13 protein-coding genes and 2 pseudogenes are annotated in these 13,946 nt (G+C 48.9%); 8 read left to right on the top strand and 7 right to left on the bottom strand.

Translation table 11 applies throughout. From position 1 onward, the window contains the following. Nucleotides 1-162: 162 nt before the first annotated feature. The 8 genes and pseudogenes from ABRZ26_RS11505 to ABRZ26_RS11470 form a co-directional block, all read left to right on the top strand. Nucleotides 163-492, top strand: coding sequence for a PTS sugar transporter subunit IIB (locus tag ABRZ26_RS11505; protein ID WP_319604373.1), 330 nt, complete (start codon nt 163-165; stop codon nt 490-492). A 17-nt stretch (nt 493-509) separates the two neighbouring features. Then, nucleotides 510-1,802 (top strand): PTS sugar transporter subunit IIC, encoded by a 1,293-nt coding sequence (locus ABRZ26_RS11500; RefSeq protein ID WP_150437347.1) that lies wholly within the window; start codon nt 510-512, stop codon nt 1,800-1,802. A 40-nt stretch (nt 1,803-1,842) separates the two neighbouring features. Next, entirely contained in the window at nt 1,843-2,151 is a 309-nt protein-coding gene (locus tag ABRZ26_RS11495; RefSeq protein WP_150437348.1) for a PTS lactose/cellobiose transporter subunit IIA, read from the top strand. Nucleotides 2,152-2,176: 25 nt separating this feature from the next. Further along, entirely contained in the window at nt 2,177-3,577 is a 1,401-nt protein-coding gene (locus ABRZ26_RS11490; RefSeq protein WP_150437349.1) for a glycoside hydrolase family 1 protein, read from the top strand. 62 nt (nt 3,578-3,639) lie between these two features. Continuing rightward, entirely contained in the window at nt 3,640-4,605 is a 966-nt protein-coding gene (locus ABRZ26_RS11485) for a Gfo/Idh/MocA family protein (protein ID WP_150437350.1), read from the top strand. A gap of 4 nt (nt 4,606-4,609) precedes the next feature. Further along, entirely contained in the window at nt 4,610-5,638 is a 1,029-nt protein-coding gene (locus ABRZ26_RS11480) for a Gfo/Idh/MocA family oxidoreductase (protein WP_150437351.1), read from the top strand. Between the two features lie 147 nt (nt 5,639-5,785). Continuing rightward, the gene (locus tag ABRZ26_RS11475; RefSeq protein WP_150437352.1) at nt 5,786-7,321 is read left to right on the top strand and encodes a carbohydrate porin; all 1,536 of its coding nucleotides are present in this window, start codon (nt 5,786-5,788) and stop codon (nt 7,319-7,321) included. A gap of 341 nt (nt 7,322-7,662) precedes the next feature. Then, nucleotides 7,663-7,920, top strand: a pseudogene (locus ABRZ26_RS11470) (integrase core domain-containing protein); the annotation flags it as partial. A 40-nt stretch (nt 7,921-7,960) separates the two neighbouring features. Here the strand turns inward: ABRZ26_RS11470 and ABRZ26_RS11465 are convergent. From ABRZ26_RS11465 to ABRZ26_RS11435, 7 genes and pseudogenes are all read right to left on the bottom strand, one after another. Next, nucleotides 7,961-8,185: pseudogene (locus tag ABRZ26_RS11465) on the bottom strand (group II intron reverse transcriptase/maturase); the annotation flags it as partial. A 52-nt stretch (nt 8,186-8,237) separates the two neighbouring features. Next, nucleotides 8,238-8,921, bottom strand: coding sequence for a TetR/AcrR family transcriptional regulator (locus ABRZ26_RS11460; RefSeq protein ID WP_150437353.1), 684 nt, complete (start codon nt 8,919-8,921; stop codon nt 8,238-8,240). Nucleotides 8,922-9,119: 198 nt separating this feature from the next. After that, nucleotides 9,120-9,818: a hypothetical protein gene (locus tag ABRZ26_RS11455; protein ID WP_223881676.1), complete on the bottom strand. Its 699-nt coding sequence runs from the start codon at nt 9,816-9,818 to the stop codon at nt 9,120-9,122. Nucleotides 9,819-10,036: 218 nt separating this feature from the next. Continuing rightward, on the bottom strand, nt 10,037-10,933 hold the full coding sequence (locus tag ABRZ26_RS11450; protein ID WP_150437354.1) for an NAD-dependent epimerase/dehydratase family protein: 897 nt from the start codon (nt 10,931-10,933) through the stop codon (nt 10,037-10,039). Nucleotides 10,934-11,046: 113 nt separating this feature from the next. Continuing rightward, on the bottom strand, nt 11,047-11,244 hold the full coding sequence (locus tag ABRZ26_RS11445; RefSeq protein WP_150437355.1) for a tautomerase family protein: 198 nt from the start codon (nt 11,242-11,244) through the stop codon (nt 11,047-11,049). A gap of 132 nt (nt 11,245-11,376) precedes the next feature. Next, complete coding sequence (locus tag ABRZ26_RS11440; protein ID WP_150437356.1) at nt 11,377-12,297, bottom strand: LysR family transcriptional regulator; 921 nt, start codon at nt 12,295-12,297, stop codon at nt 11,377-11,379. A gap of 147 nt (nt 12,298-12,444) precedes the next feature. Then, nucleotides 12,445-13,344, bottom strand: coding sequence for a LysR family transcriptional regulator (locus tag ABRZ26_RS11435; RefSeq protein ID WP_150437357.1), 900 nt, complete (start codon nt 13,342-13,344; stop codon nt 12,445-12,447). Nucleotides 13,345-13,946: the final 602 nt, after the last annotated feature.

Genomic DNA, 13,946 nt, shown 5'->3' with positions numbered 1-13,946 from the left:
AGTATGCAAATGTCATACAGATGCATGTAACCCGAGAGGACATACACGATTTACCAGATACTCTGGTGTACAGGGGAATCCCACCGGTTCATCTAATGTGTCGTGGTTGAAATAGATCGCCTTTGTCACTTACTTATCTTTCTATAAAAAGAGGGCTGAACGATGAACAAAATTTTCCTGTGTTGTGCGGCTGGTATGTCGACAAGTATCGTCGTAAATAAAATGAAACAAGTTGCCAGTTCTAAATGTATTGAGGCGGAAATTATTGCCGTGGCGATGGAAGAATTTGAATCGACCATTCCACATTTTGATTGTTGTCTGTTAGGACCACAAATTAAATATAAGTTTGAGGAATTTAAAATCATTGCGCAGCGTGAAGGTAAACCTATCGCCATTATCAGCAATATGGATTACGGCATGCTCAAAGGCGAAAAAATCCTTGATGATGCACTGAAACTGATCCGCGACGCTAAAACCAACCCAGTGCAATAATTTTACAGGGTATTATTATGTCGAACGCATTTTTTAATTTTATTGAAAATAAAATCACGCCCGTTGCCGCTATCGCCGGAACACAACGCCATATAATGGCGGTGCGCGATGGTTTTATTGGCGCTATGCCCTTTATGATCGTTGGCTCTTTTTTACTTATTTTTGCTTTTCCGCCTTTTTCGCCGGATACCTCGTTCTTTATTGGTAAGCTGTGGTTATCCGTTGCCCAAGAGTATTTTAACGAAATCATGACCCCCTACCACATGACGATGGGGATCATGGCCTGCTATATCAGTGCGGGGATAGCTTATAACCTGGCGCAAACCTACAAGCAGGATACTTTTTCCTGCGCAATGCTCTCCCTGATGACCTTTCTCCTGATCTCGTCGCCCTATAAAGAGGGTTCACTCCCCGCGGCCTTCCTCGGCGGATCGGGGATTTTTACCGCGATTCTGGTGGGAGTATTCTGCGTCGAACTGGTCCGCATCCTGAAGGTATATAACATCGGTATTAAGTTGCCAGAACAGGTGCCGGATAAAATTCGCCACTCCTTTAATCTGCTAATCCCGGCGATTGTTATTATTTGCACGATTTATCCGTTGAACGTGGTGCTACAGCATCAGTTTGGCATGCTGTTGCCGGAGATCATCATGACTGCCTTCACCCCGCTGATTTCGGCGGCGGACTCCTTACCGGCGGTTCTGATTGCGGTCTTACTCTGCCAGGTATTGTGGTTCTCAGGCATCAACGGTGGGGCGATTGTCGTCGGCATTCTGCAACCGTTCTATCTGATCAACCTCGGACTGAACCAGACGGCGCTAGCCAACGGTTTGCCTATTCCGCACATTTTCGCTGAAGCATTCTGGGCTTTCTTCATCAATCTCGGTGGCTCAGGTGCCACCCTGGCGCTGGTTCTTCTCTACATGCGCAGTAAAGCGGTGCACCTTCGTGCTATTGGTAAGCTGTCGGTGGTGCCGGTCTGCTTCAACATCAACGAACCGGTCATCTTTGGGAGCCCGGTGGTGATGAACCCCGTGCTCTTTATCCCCTTCATTATCGCCCCGGTGGTGAACGCCGTCATCGCCTGGTTTGCCACCACCAGCGGCCTTATTGCCAAAGTGATCTCGCTAGTTCCCTGGACCACGCCCGCTCCGGTTGGCGCAGCATGGGGGGCTGGTTGGGTCATGAACAACACACTGTTAGTTGTGGCGTTGATTGTTATCGACATATTTATCTACCTGCCTTTCTTCAAAATTTACGAAAAGCAGCTTCTTGAGCAGGAACAAGATCAGGAAGTGGCAACGGCATAAGCCGTTCCTCCCGCCTTCTTATATTGAGTGGAGACAGAACATGGATATGGAATCAACGGTAATGGAATTGATCATCAATGCAGGGGAATCGCGCAGCTATGCGATGGAGGCTCTGCGTGCCGCCAAACGTGGCGAGTGGGAGCAGGTAGCGGCGAAACTTTCTGCCTCAGCGCAAGCCTCAAAACGTGCGCACGATGTTCAGACCATGTTGATTGGTCTGGACGAAGGGTGCGGCAAGGTGCAGGTCAATCTGGTGCTGGTCCATGCGCAGGATCACATCATGACCTCCATGTTGGCACGTGAGCTGATTGAGGAAATCATTGACGTCCAGCGTCAGTTACAGCGTTAACCCTTTCTTCTTACTGGAGTAAAACATGACATTTCCAAGTGGTTTCTTGTGGGGCGGCGCGGTTGCGGCCAACCAATGTGAAGGGGCCTGGAACATTGACGGCAAAGGGCCGAGTATCCAGGATGTCACCCCTCAAGGGGTGATGGGACCGATGACGGCACAGCCGACGGAAGATAACCTGAAGCTTACAGGGATCGATTTTTATCATCGTTATAAAGAAGACATTAAACTCTTTGCCGAAATGGGGTTTAAGATTTTTCGCACCTCAATTGCCTGGTCGCGTATCTTTCCCAATGGTGATGAACCGCACCCCAATGAAGCGGGACTTGCGTTTTATGACGCCCTTTTTGACGAGTGCCATAAATACGGCATTGAGCCATTGGTAACTCTTTCGCATTATGAAACACCGCTGCATCTGACCAGGGAATATAACGGCTGGGCGAACCGGGTGCTGATCAGTTTTTATGCCCGCTATGTCACCACGGTGTTTACCCGCTATCAGCACAAGGTGAAATACTGGCTCACCTTTAATGAAATTAACTCGGTGTTACATCACCCCCTGATGAGTGGAGGCATCGAAACGCCTAAGAATGAGCTGAGTCAGCAAGATTTATATCAGGCGGTGCACCACGAATTAGTGGCAAGCGCACTTGCGACGAAGATTGGCCGGGAAATCATGCCGCAGGCAAAATTTGGATGCATGGTTTTAAGTCTGCCCATTTACCCGCTGACCCCAAATCCCGATGATGTGATGGCCTGTATGCACGCCGACCACCGCAATGATTTCTTTGCCGATGTGCACGTGCGCGGTTATTACCCCGGCTATATGAAGCGCTATTTCCGTGAGCAGGGTATTCATCTTCAGATTGAAGAAGACGATATTCAGATCTTGACTCACACGGTCGATTTTCTGTCTTTCAGTTATTACTTCAGTACCTGCGAAACCGTGCAGACCGGTGTCGATGGAGCTACAGGGAATTTAATTGGCGGTGTTAAAAATCCGCACTTAGCCGCCAGTGAGTGGGGCTGGCAGATTGATCCGCAGGGGCTGCGCTACATCTTAAACAAATACTATGACCGCTATCAGATCCCGCTGTTTATTGTGGAGAACGGCCTGGGGGCGAAGGATGTGTTGATAACTGACAGTGCGGGCGAACCCACGGTCAATGACGACTATCGCATCCAGTATTTGCGTGAACACCTGGAGCAGGTCCATGAGGCCATTCTCGATGGTGTACCGGTCATGGGCTACACCACCTGGGGCTGCATCGATCTGGTCAGTGCCTCTACAGCTCAACTATCCAAGCGCTACGGGTTTATTTACGTCGATCGCGATGACGACGGGAAGGGCTCATTGGCGCGCTACAAGAAAAAATCCTTTTACTGGTACCAGAACGTTATCCATTCCAACGGTGTTGAGCTTTAAGCAAGCAGATTTGATTTTACTAATCCAACTGCACTTCTGCGGGGGACACAACGAGGTGGTAGATGAAATTAGGCATTCTTGGCACGGGCATGATCGTCAAAGATTGGCTCTTGACGGTCCACAAGCTGCCCTTTAGGGCTCTTGCGATTTTAGGTACGCCGCAAACGGAAGATGAAACACGTGAGCTGGCGACACGCTACCAGATTGACGACATTTTTTTTGATTACCAGGCCATGTTGGACAGCGATGTCGACACGATTTATGTGGCGTTGCCGAACCATTTGCATTTCCTGTTTGCCAGCAAGGCGCTGCAAAAAGGTAAACACGTCATTATCGAAAAGCCCATCACCACCAGTATGGATGAGCTTAGTACTCTGAAGGGGCTGGCCACAGAGCACAATGTCATCATGCTGGAAGCGATGAATATCCATTCTCTGCCGGCCTATTTATCACTTCAGTCGCAGCTGGCTAGTATCGGCAACATTAAACTGGTGACGCTGAATTACAGCCAGTACTCCTCGCGTTACGATGATTTTATGGCAGGCATTGTCCACCCGGCCTTTGATGTCAGAAAGGGGGGCGGGGCGTTGATGGACATCAATGTCTATAACCTTCATTTCGTCGCCGGACTGTTTGGTGAGCCGAAGGCGGTCAATTACGTTGCCAACGTGCATAACAACATTGATACCAGCGGCATGATGTTGCTCGATTACGGCGACTTTAAATGTGTCTGCATTGCCGCAAAAGACTGTAAAGCCCCGACCACCTCCCTAATTCAGGGAGATAAAGGTAATGTGCAAATACCCCTGCCGGTTAACCAAATGACAGGTTTTGATATGGTATTGAATAACGGTGATCGCGCGCAGTTTACTTTTAATCGTCGTGAACATCGCCTGCTTTATGAATTCCAGACCTTTATTTGCATTATCGACACACTGGATTATCAAGCTGCTGCACGCCTACTTGATGTAAGCACCATTGCAACGCGGATGATTGAAAGTGGTAAAAAACAACTGATTGTGGAGTGAAACAGTGACAACGAAATTAATTCTTGGCTTTATCGGCAATGGCAAAAGCGCTAACCGTTATCATCTGCCGTTTATTCTTTCGCGTGCGGATAAAATCCTCACCAAAACCATTTATTCTGCCACCGCAAGTCGGGACAGATGGCCCCAATTACCGGGTGTGACGTACACCGATAATCTGGATGTGCTGCTGGGCGACCCGGAAATACAGGTGGTGGTGGTCAGTACGCCGTCTGCACTGCATTATGACTTTGCCTTGAAGGTATTACAGGCCGGAAAGCACTGCGTTGTTGAAAAACCCTTTACTCATACTGAGGAAGAGGCGCAAACCTTATTTAACGTGGCGAAAGAGAAAGGATTAATGGTGCAGTGTTATCAGAATCGCCGTTTTGACAGTGATTTTCTGACCACCCAAAAAGTCATTGAATCCGGCAAGCTAGGGGATTTACTCGAAGTAGAAATGCATTATGACTATTACCGTCCGTCTGTTCCTGAATCGGTTAAAGAGTTTAGTGCGATTAACTCATATCTGTATGGTCACGGCTGTCACACCCTCGACCAGGTGATTTCGTACTTTGGTGTACCGGATCACGTCCGTTACGATGTTCGCCAACTGCTGGGCGACGGGCGTATGAATGACTATTTCGATGTGGATATGTACTACGGCACGTTGAAGGTCTCAGTGAAATCGAGCTACTTCCGTGTCAAAGAGCGCCCGAGCTTTGTGGCATACGGAAAAAAAGGGATGTTTATCAAGTACAGCAAAGATAAGCAGGAGCATCATCTCAAGCTCTTTTATATGCCCGATAACGTCGACTTTGGGCAAGATGCTCCTGAAGATTACGGCGTGCTGACCTGGATGGATAATACTGGTGTCTATCATGAAGAAAAAGTGGTCACAGAGCAGGGCGATTATGCCCGCTATTATGACGCGCTTTATGAAACCCTTATTAACGGCAAAGAAAAATTAGTGAAAGATGATGAAACTTTGCTGCAAATTAAATTACTGGAAACAGGGATTTCAGGTTTGAATTAACCCTTGTTTGTTCCATCTGGTTGTATTGTGAACTTTTAGCGGTACAACCCTTTTTTATAATAAGACCGACCATCATAGGTTATATCACCTGTGCGCCCATTACGCCTGTAAACAATAACTAAATAAGTTTTTCATTATAGGATTAATATGAACATTAAACCCGTGCTCTACCTCTTTACATTAAGTGCCTCTTCTTTATTTGTGGCGAATGCGCTTTATGCCGCACCGCTGACGCTTGAAGAACGTGTGGCTATCCTCGAAAATCAGCTCTCCTCTAATATGAAGGAATTGGATGCGACCAAAGCACAGTTAAAAAAATACGAATCGGCTAACCTGCCCACTACGGCGAGAAATGAAACAAAGTCTGTTTCGGTTATAACCTCTGATGTTGCCTCGATGACTTTAGCAGACATAAGTAAATATGTGAAAGAGGATATCGGTTTTAATTACTCAGGTTATTTCCGCTCTGGCTATGCGGCCGGTAACCGGGGGGCGGCGAAATCCTATGCTATTGGCTCACTGGGGCGCTTCGGTCAGGAAAACAGCTCCTGGTATGACCTTGAACTTTCGCAGCGCGTTTATCATGACGGTATTAAAACGGCTAAAGCGGTGGTGATGCTGGATGGCAACGTCGGCGGACAATACAGTGCTGGCTGGTTTGACCGTACCTCCGATAACCTGCTGCAATTTTCCGATATCTATCTGACCACGCGAGGTTTTCTGCCTTTCGCGCCGGAGGCGGATTTTTGGGTCGGTAAACATACGCTGCCGAAATTTGAAATCCAGATGCTTGACTTCAAATACCACAAGTCAGACTCCGCCGCCGGTATTGGGCTGGAAAACTGGCAACTGGGGCCGGGTAAGGTTAATGTCGCACTGGTGAGAGAAGATCTGGATGCGCATGCCATCGACAGTAGCATGGATCAGACCCAGCAGATCAATACCAATACTGTCGATGCCCGTTACACCGGGATGCCATTATGGAATAAAGCCACTCTGGATCTCTTTGGTCGCTATTCTGCCGCCAACAAGACAGACCAGAATAAGCGCGATGAAAATAATGGGACTTACTACAGCGTGAAAGATGCCTGGCACGCTGGGGCAAGGCTAACACAAAACTGGCAAAACGGCGGTTTTACCTATTTGACCGCTCAAATGGCGAACAACTCCATTGCCAGTGGCATGGGGCTGGTAACCGATTCCAGCGCTCTCTATGGCTACAATGGTCAGTATTATGGTGAACACACGAACGGCACGGCCTGGCGCGTGCTCTCGGAAGGGGAAAACTACCTGTTGCCGAATGTTGTCATCGCACATGCCCTCGTGTATGCCGCAGGCAATGACATCTATGACTATTACACAGGTGCTCACACCGACTTCCACTCTACCCGCGCGGTGATGCGTCCAGCCTATATCTGGGACACCTTTAACCAGACAGGAGTTGAGCTGGGGTGGTTCGATCAGCGCAACAAAGCAGACGGGGAGAGCTATCGTGAGTCGGGACTGAAAATGACGCTGTTCCACACCCTGAAGGTGGGCCCCAGCATGTTAACCTCGCGCCCGGAAATTCGTTTCTTTGCTACTTATCTGAAGTCTTTTGATAACGAGATAACTCAATTCACCTTTAACGACGATAAAAAAGATCAGTTTACCGTTGGTGCTCAGGCAGAGGTGTGGTGGTAAATCATCGCTGTTTGCCGATGACTGAGTGCCGTTAATCTCAATTGCTTGTAAAAATAGTGACTGCTCCCCGCCGTATACGGCGGGGAGCAGTCACTTCTCATGTGGTTACGTATGTCATCGGGTATTTACGGGGATGACCAGCCAGATTCATTCCTTTTGATTGCAGAATAGCTGTAAAGTAGTACATCTGGGAGGATAATCAGCCTCAATACGAAATCGGTGGGGACTGATGTATCTGCAGTATGTGGTACTGCATCTTCTGACCTGTTGAGAGAAATATAGCGAATCGTACACTCGTCCATGATGGTGGTGCGAACGATATCCAGGAGTCTGTATATAAAGCAGAACTTCTGGCATCGACCGGAAGCACGGGCGACTCATACGACAACGCGATGGCAGAACGCATCAACGGACTTTATAAAGCGGAGGTGATCTATCGTAAGAGCTGGAAAAACCGCGCCAAAGTGGAGTTAGCCACGCTAGCGTGGGGGGACTGGTATAACAACAGACGATTACTGGAGCGACTGGGTCATATTCCGCCGGCAGAAGCAGAACAGGCATACTACGCTTCCATCGGAAACGGTGATCTGGTCACCTGAGTTCACAGACAAAACACTCTCCCGGAAAACCGGGGCGGTTCAGTAATCGATGATGCACAGTATCGAAGTAATGGGGCAGGTCTCCCTCAATAACCCTGTATCCCCGCGTTTCTCTGCAGAATGTGAGTTGTAATTCTAGCGTGCGGATCGCTGGTGGACACTAAGTTCCGGACGGAAGCCATATGAGCGCGTATTAAAATCGCTCTCCCCGATGGATCGATTGCTACCAGCATTGCCCCTGAACAATACGGTCCCGTAATTTGGGGCTACAGTGGTGATTGTTTTTTGAATAACTTGATGTGGGAGAGCTAAATCTTTTACTCAGGAAATTTGTGCACATAAGCACGCATGAAGACTTCTACCGCGCGTGAAACAATATCCGATATTTGTCTTTCGCTTAGCTGAACAGTCACATTGTATAAGCCTGCTTCATTTATCTCAGATTCCAGTAAGCCAAAATAATGACAGGCGGCAACATGGGGATCCGAACTGTGGAAATAGCCTTTCTCAATCAATGGGTTGAAATATTGTTCAAGATGGTAAACTACCCGCGCGGAACCTTGCTGGTAAAATAACCGGCCCACATCAGGGTTTGTTGAGGCAGCAATCATCATCCGCCGCACGGCAAGTGACTGCGGCGTATGAAAACTGGTAAGGATGTACTGTCCAAATTTGATTAGTGCGTATTGGCAGTCTTCTTCATGATCGGGAAAATTCAGCGAATCTATAGCGTTCCCTGAAGGGGCACTAAATTGAGGATCATGTCCGCTACGGTACAAAAAATTGATTATTTCGCCATCATGTTCTTGCGATGCCTTGGTTATCAATGCAGAAAACAACGACTCTTTCGAGTCAAAATAGCGGTATAGCGTCGATTTTGCGCTACCAGAGCTTGCTGCTATTGCGTCCATTGTCGCGTTTGCAAAACCGACTTCAAGAAAGACATCTCTTGCTGCAGTTAAGAAGGCGTTGCGAATGTTTTCTGTTTTGCTTCTGGGCATTAATGCTCCATCGAATTTCTTATCGCAGATTAATAAAAGTATAACACCGAAACGATGTAGTATCGTTTCGGTGTTGTCAAGCTACATTACTGTCGATCATACGATCAATCAGTTAAGTCGCTGATGTTGTTTATATATTGACTTTAAATCATGTTTTTAATGTAATATCTCTTGTGTCTGTAATGCATTTTATCTGCTTCACTTTGCAGCTGTTACTGTTAAATTGCGGAAAAAAGCAACTGTGCCTGATTCTAGCCAGACACCAACTCCGCCTCGCTGGTTTGCGCCCAGTTTCAAATCGTTGACGATTAATGACGGTGTCGTTTTTCTGTCCAGATAGAGTACTGCCTTCTGTCCGGTTACGACAATTTTCATGTGTATCCAGCGCTCCATGCCCAGCTCGGCATAGCTTTCATACTTTTCCGGCGATTCTTGTCTGAGTCTGTCAAATTTGTAATCAGGGTAAGCGACATACTGAACGCTGTGATTGCGCCGAACCTGATCCTCCGCAATGCTGTTCGTGGGGCGCAGATAAATACTTTCAAAGCGTCCGTCGCTGTCAATGCGGAAAGTCAAACCGATGAACCCTCTGGCGTAGGCCGGAGCCTTTTCCACTAGTTGACTAGCAACATCGACTTCCACCACACCGTCGCCAAAATCAAGCGGCAACCATGCCATAAAATTTCGGTCGGCCAGTTTTTCCTTTTCTGGATCCTGTATCGCCGAAGAAGGCATGGTCATTTTAAACGCCGGCTCGCCTTTGAACGCGCTTTGTTCAAGTGATACACCGGAAAGCGTGAAGTTCCCGACGGCAAGGCTGGCCGCGGCGCCGGCGGAAAAAAATTCAGCGGCGCAGAACAAGCCGAGAGAAAAAGGTAAGGTGCGTATCAGACTCATAAATTCTCCGGTATGCTAATTTAATTGCCTAAGCTAATGGTATGACATCAATTGCTAATTCGATATAAAACAATGGATTCCATGTGATGATAACCAGCGGTGCTCCGGCAGATAAAGCGTCATTTGGATTGGACTCTGCAAACGTTTTGTAGGGGATGAACTAATGGGGTTGAACCGGGGCTCCCTGTCTCTTCGTTCTTTCGCCGGGCAACGGGTTGCTATTCGATAGCCATTTCGGTCAGGATCCATTGGATAACGGAGTTATGTCGCGGTTTCCAGCCTAGTTCCTCGCGGGCGCGCACCGATCTGACCCTGCTGTTGGAACCTAATGAGTAGCGGGCCCGGGTTTGACCCCATACCTGTGCAGCCTGTTCAATCGACCAGCTTTCCGGCCCTTGGACGCCGAGACGTTTCGCCAGCGTCGTCCCTAATTCAGCAAAGGATGATTCTCCATTCTCGACAAAATAGAATGCGCCTGATGACGCATTTTTCAACGCCAGCCGGTAAAGTTCGCAAAGATCATCTATATGGACGTTCGACCAGATATTCACGCCTTTTCCAACGATGCGCATTACGCCGCTCTCCCTAGCCTGATTAATGAGCAGCGGGATCTGTACGCTGCGGGTGCCTGGGAGCTTTCCCTCCCCATAGATGAGGCTGTTGCACAGAACTATGCCGCGTATTCCCTGTGCTGCCAGTATTTTTTCATCAATCGCCCTGCGTGCCTGTTTTTCCGGCGTTATCAGCAGCGCGCTGTTCTCATCAAAGCTGGTGTCGTTGACTTTATTGCCATCACTCATATCGGCGATAACGCTGGTTCCGCTGGTATGGATGAGCGGCTTGCCGCTGCTGCGAAGCGCTGTCAATAAGGTTTCCACGGTATTCCGGTCATCGCTGTTGGCGGCATTGATGACGGCATCGGCCTGCTGTGCCTCGCGGGTGAGCAACTCCCTGTCGTTCAGGTCGCCGAGAATGGGTTCGATCCCTCTGGCCGTCAGCAGTCCGGCCTTATCTGGATTACGGACCAGCCCTCGGATGCGGTGTCCGGCGCTGCGTAAATATACTGACAGCGAGCCGCCAATGTATCCTGTTGAACCGGTGATGAAAATCTTCATTTCGGGCCTCCTTTTCATCGGTAATTATATAACGCCGCATGGGTCAGAACCGTTGTTCACGGTTGAACAACGGCCTGATATAGACACAAGAAGGGATAGGATATAAACAATCCTCAGCCTGATTTTTTCAGCGTCTCGGAAAACAATTCACCGGAAATGGCCCAGTTCTCGGTCTTCACGTCGTTAAAAATAACGTATACATACCGCGGATCGACATTGGCATGTTCGGCAATGGCGTCGGTGACGGCTTTGGCTATCGCAGGTTTGGCCTCATCGCGGCCTTCGAACATCTGGATGTTAACTACGGGCATTATTTGATCCTCTTTCAGCGTTGGAACGATTCTGGTTTGTCAGGTCATCCTGATGGCTCTTTTATCCTAGTGCTAACTTTCAAGTTGATAAAGGTGCGAAAAGAACACGCAGAGTAGATGTAAATTCTACAATCAGCCGAAAGCATTCGCTGCGGAAAGGCTGACCAACTCATCAATGATAAATCTTACGCCAGGTAAAAGGTGGCGCGAACGGGGCCAGATGACGTTCAGTTCCGTGGCCGAAGGCGTTAGCTCCGGCAGCAGCGTAACCAGCTTGCCTGCTTCAATATCAGGCCGTAGTAAGGATTCAGGGAATTGCACGATACCGGCCCCCGCCACGCAGGCTTCAATCATGGCGTCGCCGTCGCTGATCTGGTGAAAAGGCGATGGATTGAACTTTACATCCTGCCCATCGGTGCCTTTAATCAGCCAGCTCAGCGGCTTACCGCCGCGCCAGGCCATAATGCAGCGCTGTTGTTTCAACTCGTCAAGGGAACTCGGTATGCCGTACTGCGCCAGATACGTGGGAGAGGCGCACAGAATCAGGCGTTGCTCATTCAGTCGCCGCGCGATCAGGTCCGTACTGTTTTTCAAAGGGCCGAAGCGGATCGCCAGATCGAAACCCATATCCAACGGATCGATAACCCTGTCATTAAAGGTAAGCGTGAGTTTCAGATGAGGATAACGCCGGCACATATCCAGCAGGACAGGCAGCATGACGGAACGGCCAAATGCGGCGGGCATATCAATCCGCACCAGACCCGACGGTTCCGTGAGCTTTGAACGCAAGGCTATTTCCGCCGACTGTAGTATATCAAGCGCGCTCTGGCAACTGGCCAGATAAGCCTCTCCTTCCGTAGTCAGGCTGATTTTACGCGTGGTGCGGTGAAAGAGTGGCGTTCCCAGACTGTGCTCAAGGCGGCTGATGCTTTTACCTATGGCTGATTTTGTAATGCCAAGCTGTTCCGCAGCTTCAGTGAAGCTTTGTGCGTTGGCGGCGGCGACGAAATGGACGATGCCACGGAAAGATTCGGTCGAGACAGGGATAGACATTTTACCTATACGCCTTTTTATTTGCAGTTCAGCGGATATTTTATTCTAGCGAAAACGGCATACCGCGGGCAGTGACAAATGAAGTCGTCCCCCTCGCCGACACGGGGCTGCATTGGGATGTCTCGCTGGCGTAAATCCCTAATCAGCTCATGAGTCCACCGTCTCTTGCCCGAAATGTTCTGTTGCGAAGGCCAGAAAACGGCGCAGTTTGGGGGTTAGTCTTCTATCCGGCGCATACATCAAATGAAAAGGGCGGGGGGGGATTGTATAATTGGGCAATACGGCATTGAGTCTGCCCGCCTCAATATGCGGAATAACCAGTTCGGAAGGCTGCATAACCACGCCAAAACCGGCCAGCGCCGCGCTGATTAAGGCTTCGCCGCTGTCCAGCAGCAGGCGGCCGCTCACGGGGATAGATATGCTTCCCTCGCGGCCTTCAAAAGTCCACGTCGTTCGCAATGACGTATGCGTGAAAATCAGACATTCATGGTGCAGCAAATCTTCCGGAACATGCAAGGGGGAGGCCGAAGCAAGATAGGAAGGGGAAGCGCAGATCATAAGGGTATAGGGCGCCAGCTTTCTCGCCATTAATCCGCTGTCCGCCAGTTCCCCTACGCGAAAAACGGCATCGTATCCTTCATCAATCAGATCGACATATCGGTTAGTCAGCGTCAGTTCGATGGTGATTTCGGGGTACTGATTGATAAAAAGTGGCAGTTTTTGTGTTAGAGCATTGATGCCGAACGTTACTGGCGCATTAATTTTAAGACGACCTCGGGGGATTATTCGGGCTTCTTCCGCGAAGGATTCGGCGGCTTCGACTTCAGCAAGAATGATTTTTGCCCGCTCGTAAAAGTGGTGGCCTGCTTCTGTCAGGCTGTGCTGACGAGTGGTTCTGTTCAGTAGACGAACACCTAAATGCTGTTCAAGTACTGAAACATGCTTTCCTACAAGCTGTGGCGACATTGTCAGTGCATTGGCCGCTGCCGTAAAAGAGCCGAGTTCAACTGCCTTAACATAAACAGTCATACTGGTAAGACGGTCCATTGGAAACAACCTGTTTTTACTTGTGAAGAATAACACTACTTTATATTGATAATGAGAGTCGACCCTAAAGAGGCATTTGCAATGCATTACACGCAAACTGTTTAAATCAGGTTCATTGCGCCCTTGTGCTGGTAGCTAACGAGGCAAATGTAATGGTATCCCATCCGGTGGAATGGGCGTCAGCGCGTAGCAGCGGCATAGCCGATGCTATGCATCGGGTTGTAATATGGCTGGGGGGATCTTGAAAACGAGATTATGTCTGCGTGGTTGACCTGCCAGATGTTGTCTCGGTCGCGGAAACGATGGGGGAACGGGTGCAAGACGATAACAGCGAATATTTGTGTAATGTGCATTGACGGAGCTTTTACTCACTGCTCAATGAGCATGAAGCCGTGCGAATGGTTAACTGACTATGTCCGTTTCGTCCAAGCCACTGCCACACTGATTTATCCTTCCTGTCGTCATCGTTGACTTTGTCGCACACTCTGTGCATAGCTGGCGTAGTTCGCTATGGTAGAGTGACTCTCTGGTATAAAGTTATACAGACATGATGATTTCCGCGGGGCAAAATGATAAAAATGAAGTGGTCAACTAAAACTGGA

The sequence above is a fragment of the Brenneria sp. L4-2C genome (assembly GCF_040240335.1).
In the GTDB taxonomy this organism is placed as follows: domain Bacteria; phylum Pseudomonadota; class Gammaproteobacteria; order Enterobacterales; family Enterobacteriaceae; genus Brenneria.
The sequence above is the reverse complement of the archived record's forward strand: the minus strand, read 5'-3'. Positions and strand labels throughout refer to the sequence as shown.

What these genes read in the sequence shown, in the direction of transcription:
- ABRZ26_RS11445 (WP_150437355.1), bottom strand. Translation starts at nt 11,244, where the DNA reads ATGCCCGTAGTTAACATCCAGATGTTCGAAGGCCGCGATGAGGCCAAA.
- ABRZ26_RS11490 (WP_150437349.1), top strand. Translation starts at nt 2,177, where the DNA reads ATGACATTTCCAAGTGGTTTCTTGTGGGGCGGCGCGGTTGCGGCCAAC.
- ABRZ26_RS11435 (WP_150437357.1), bottom strand. Translation starts at nt 13,344, where the DNA reads ATGGACCGTCTTACCAGTATGACTGTTTATGTTAAGGCAGTTGAACTC.
- ABRZ26_RS11440 (WP_150437356.1), bottom strand. Translation starts at nt 12,297, where the DNA reads ATGTCTATCCCTGTCTCGACCGAATCTTTCCGTGGCATCGTCCATTTC.
- ABRZ26_RS11500 (WP_150437347.1), top strand. Translation starts at nt 510, where the DNA reads ATGTCGAACGCATTTTTTAATTTTATTGAAAATAAAATCACGCCCGTT.
- ABRZ26_RS11455 (WP_223881676.1), bottom strand. Translation starts at nt 9,818, where the DNA reads ATGAGTCTGATACGCACCTTACCTTTTTCTCTCGGCTTGTTCTGCGCC.
- ABRZ26_RS11460 (WP_150437353.1), bottom strand. Translation starts at nt 8,921, where the DNA reads ATGCCCAGAAGCAAAACAGAAAACATTCGCAACGCCTTCTTAACTGCA.
- ABRZ26_RS11450 (WP_150437354.1), bottom strand. Translation starts at nt 10,933, where the DNA reads ATGAAGATTTTCATCACCGGTTCAACAGGATACATTGGCGGCTCGCTG.
- ABRZ26_RS11505 (WP_319604373.1), top strand. Translation starts at nt 163, where the DNA reads ATGAACAAAATTTTCCTGTGTTGTGCGGCTGGTATGTCGACAAGTATC.
- ABRZ26_RS11495 (WP_150437348.1), top strand. Translation starts at nt 1,843, where the DNA reads ATGGATATGGAATCAACGGTAATGGAATTGATCATCAATGCAGGGGAA.
- ABRZ26_RS11475 (WP_150437352.1), top strand. Translation starts at nt 5,786, where the DNA reads ATGAACATTAAACCCGTGCTCTACCTCTTTACATTAAGTGCCTCTTCT.
- ABRZ26_RS11485 (WP_150437350.1), top strand. Translation starts at nt 3,640, where the DNA reads ATGAAATTAGGCATTCTTGGCACGGGCATGATCGTCAAAGATTGGCTC.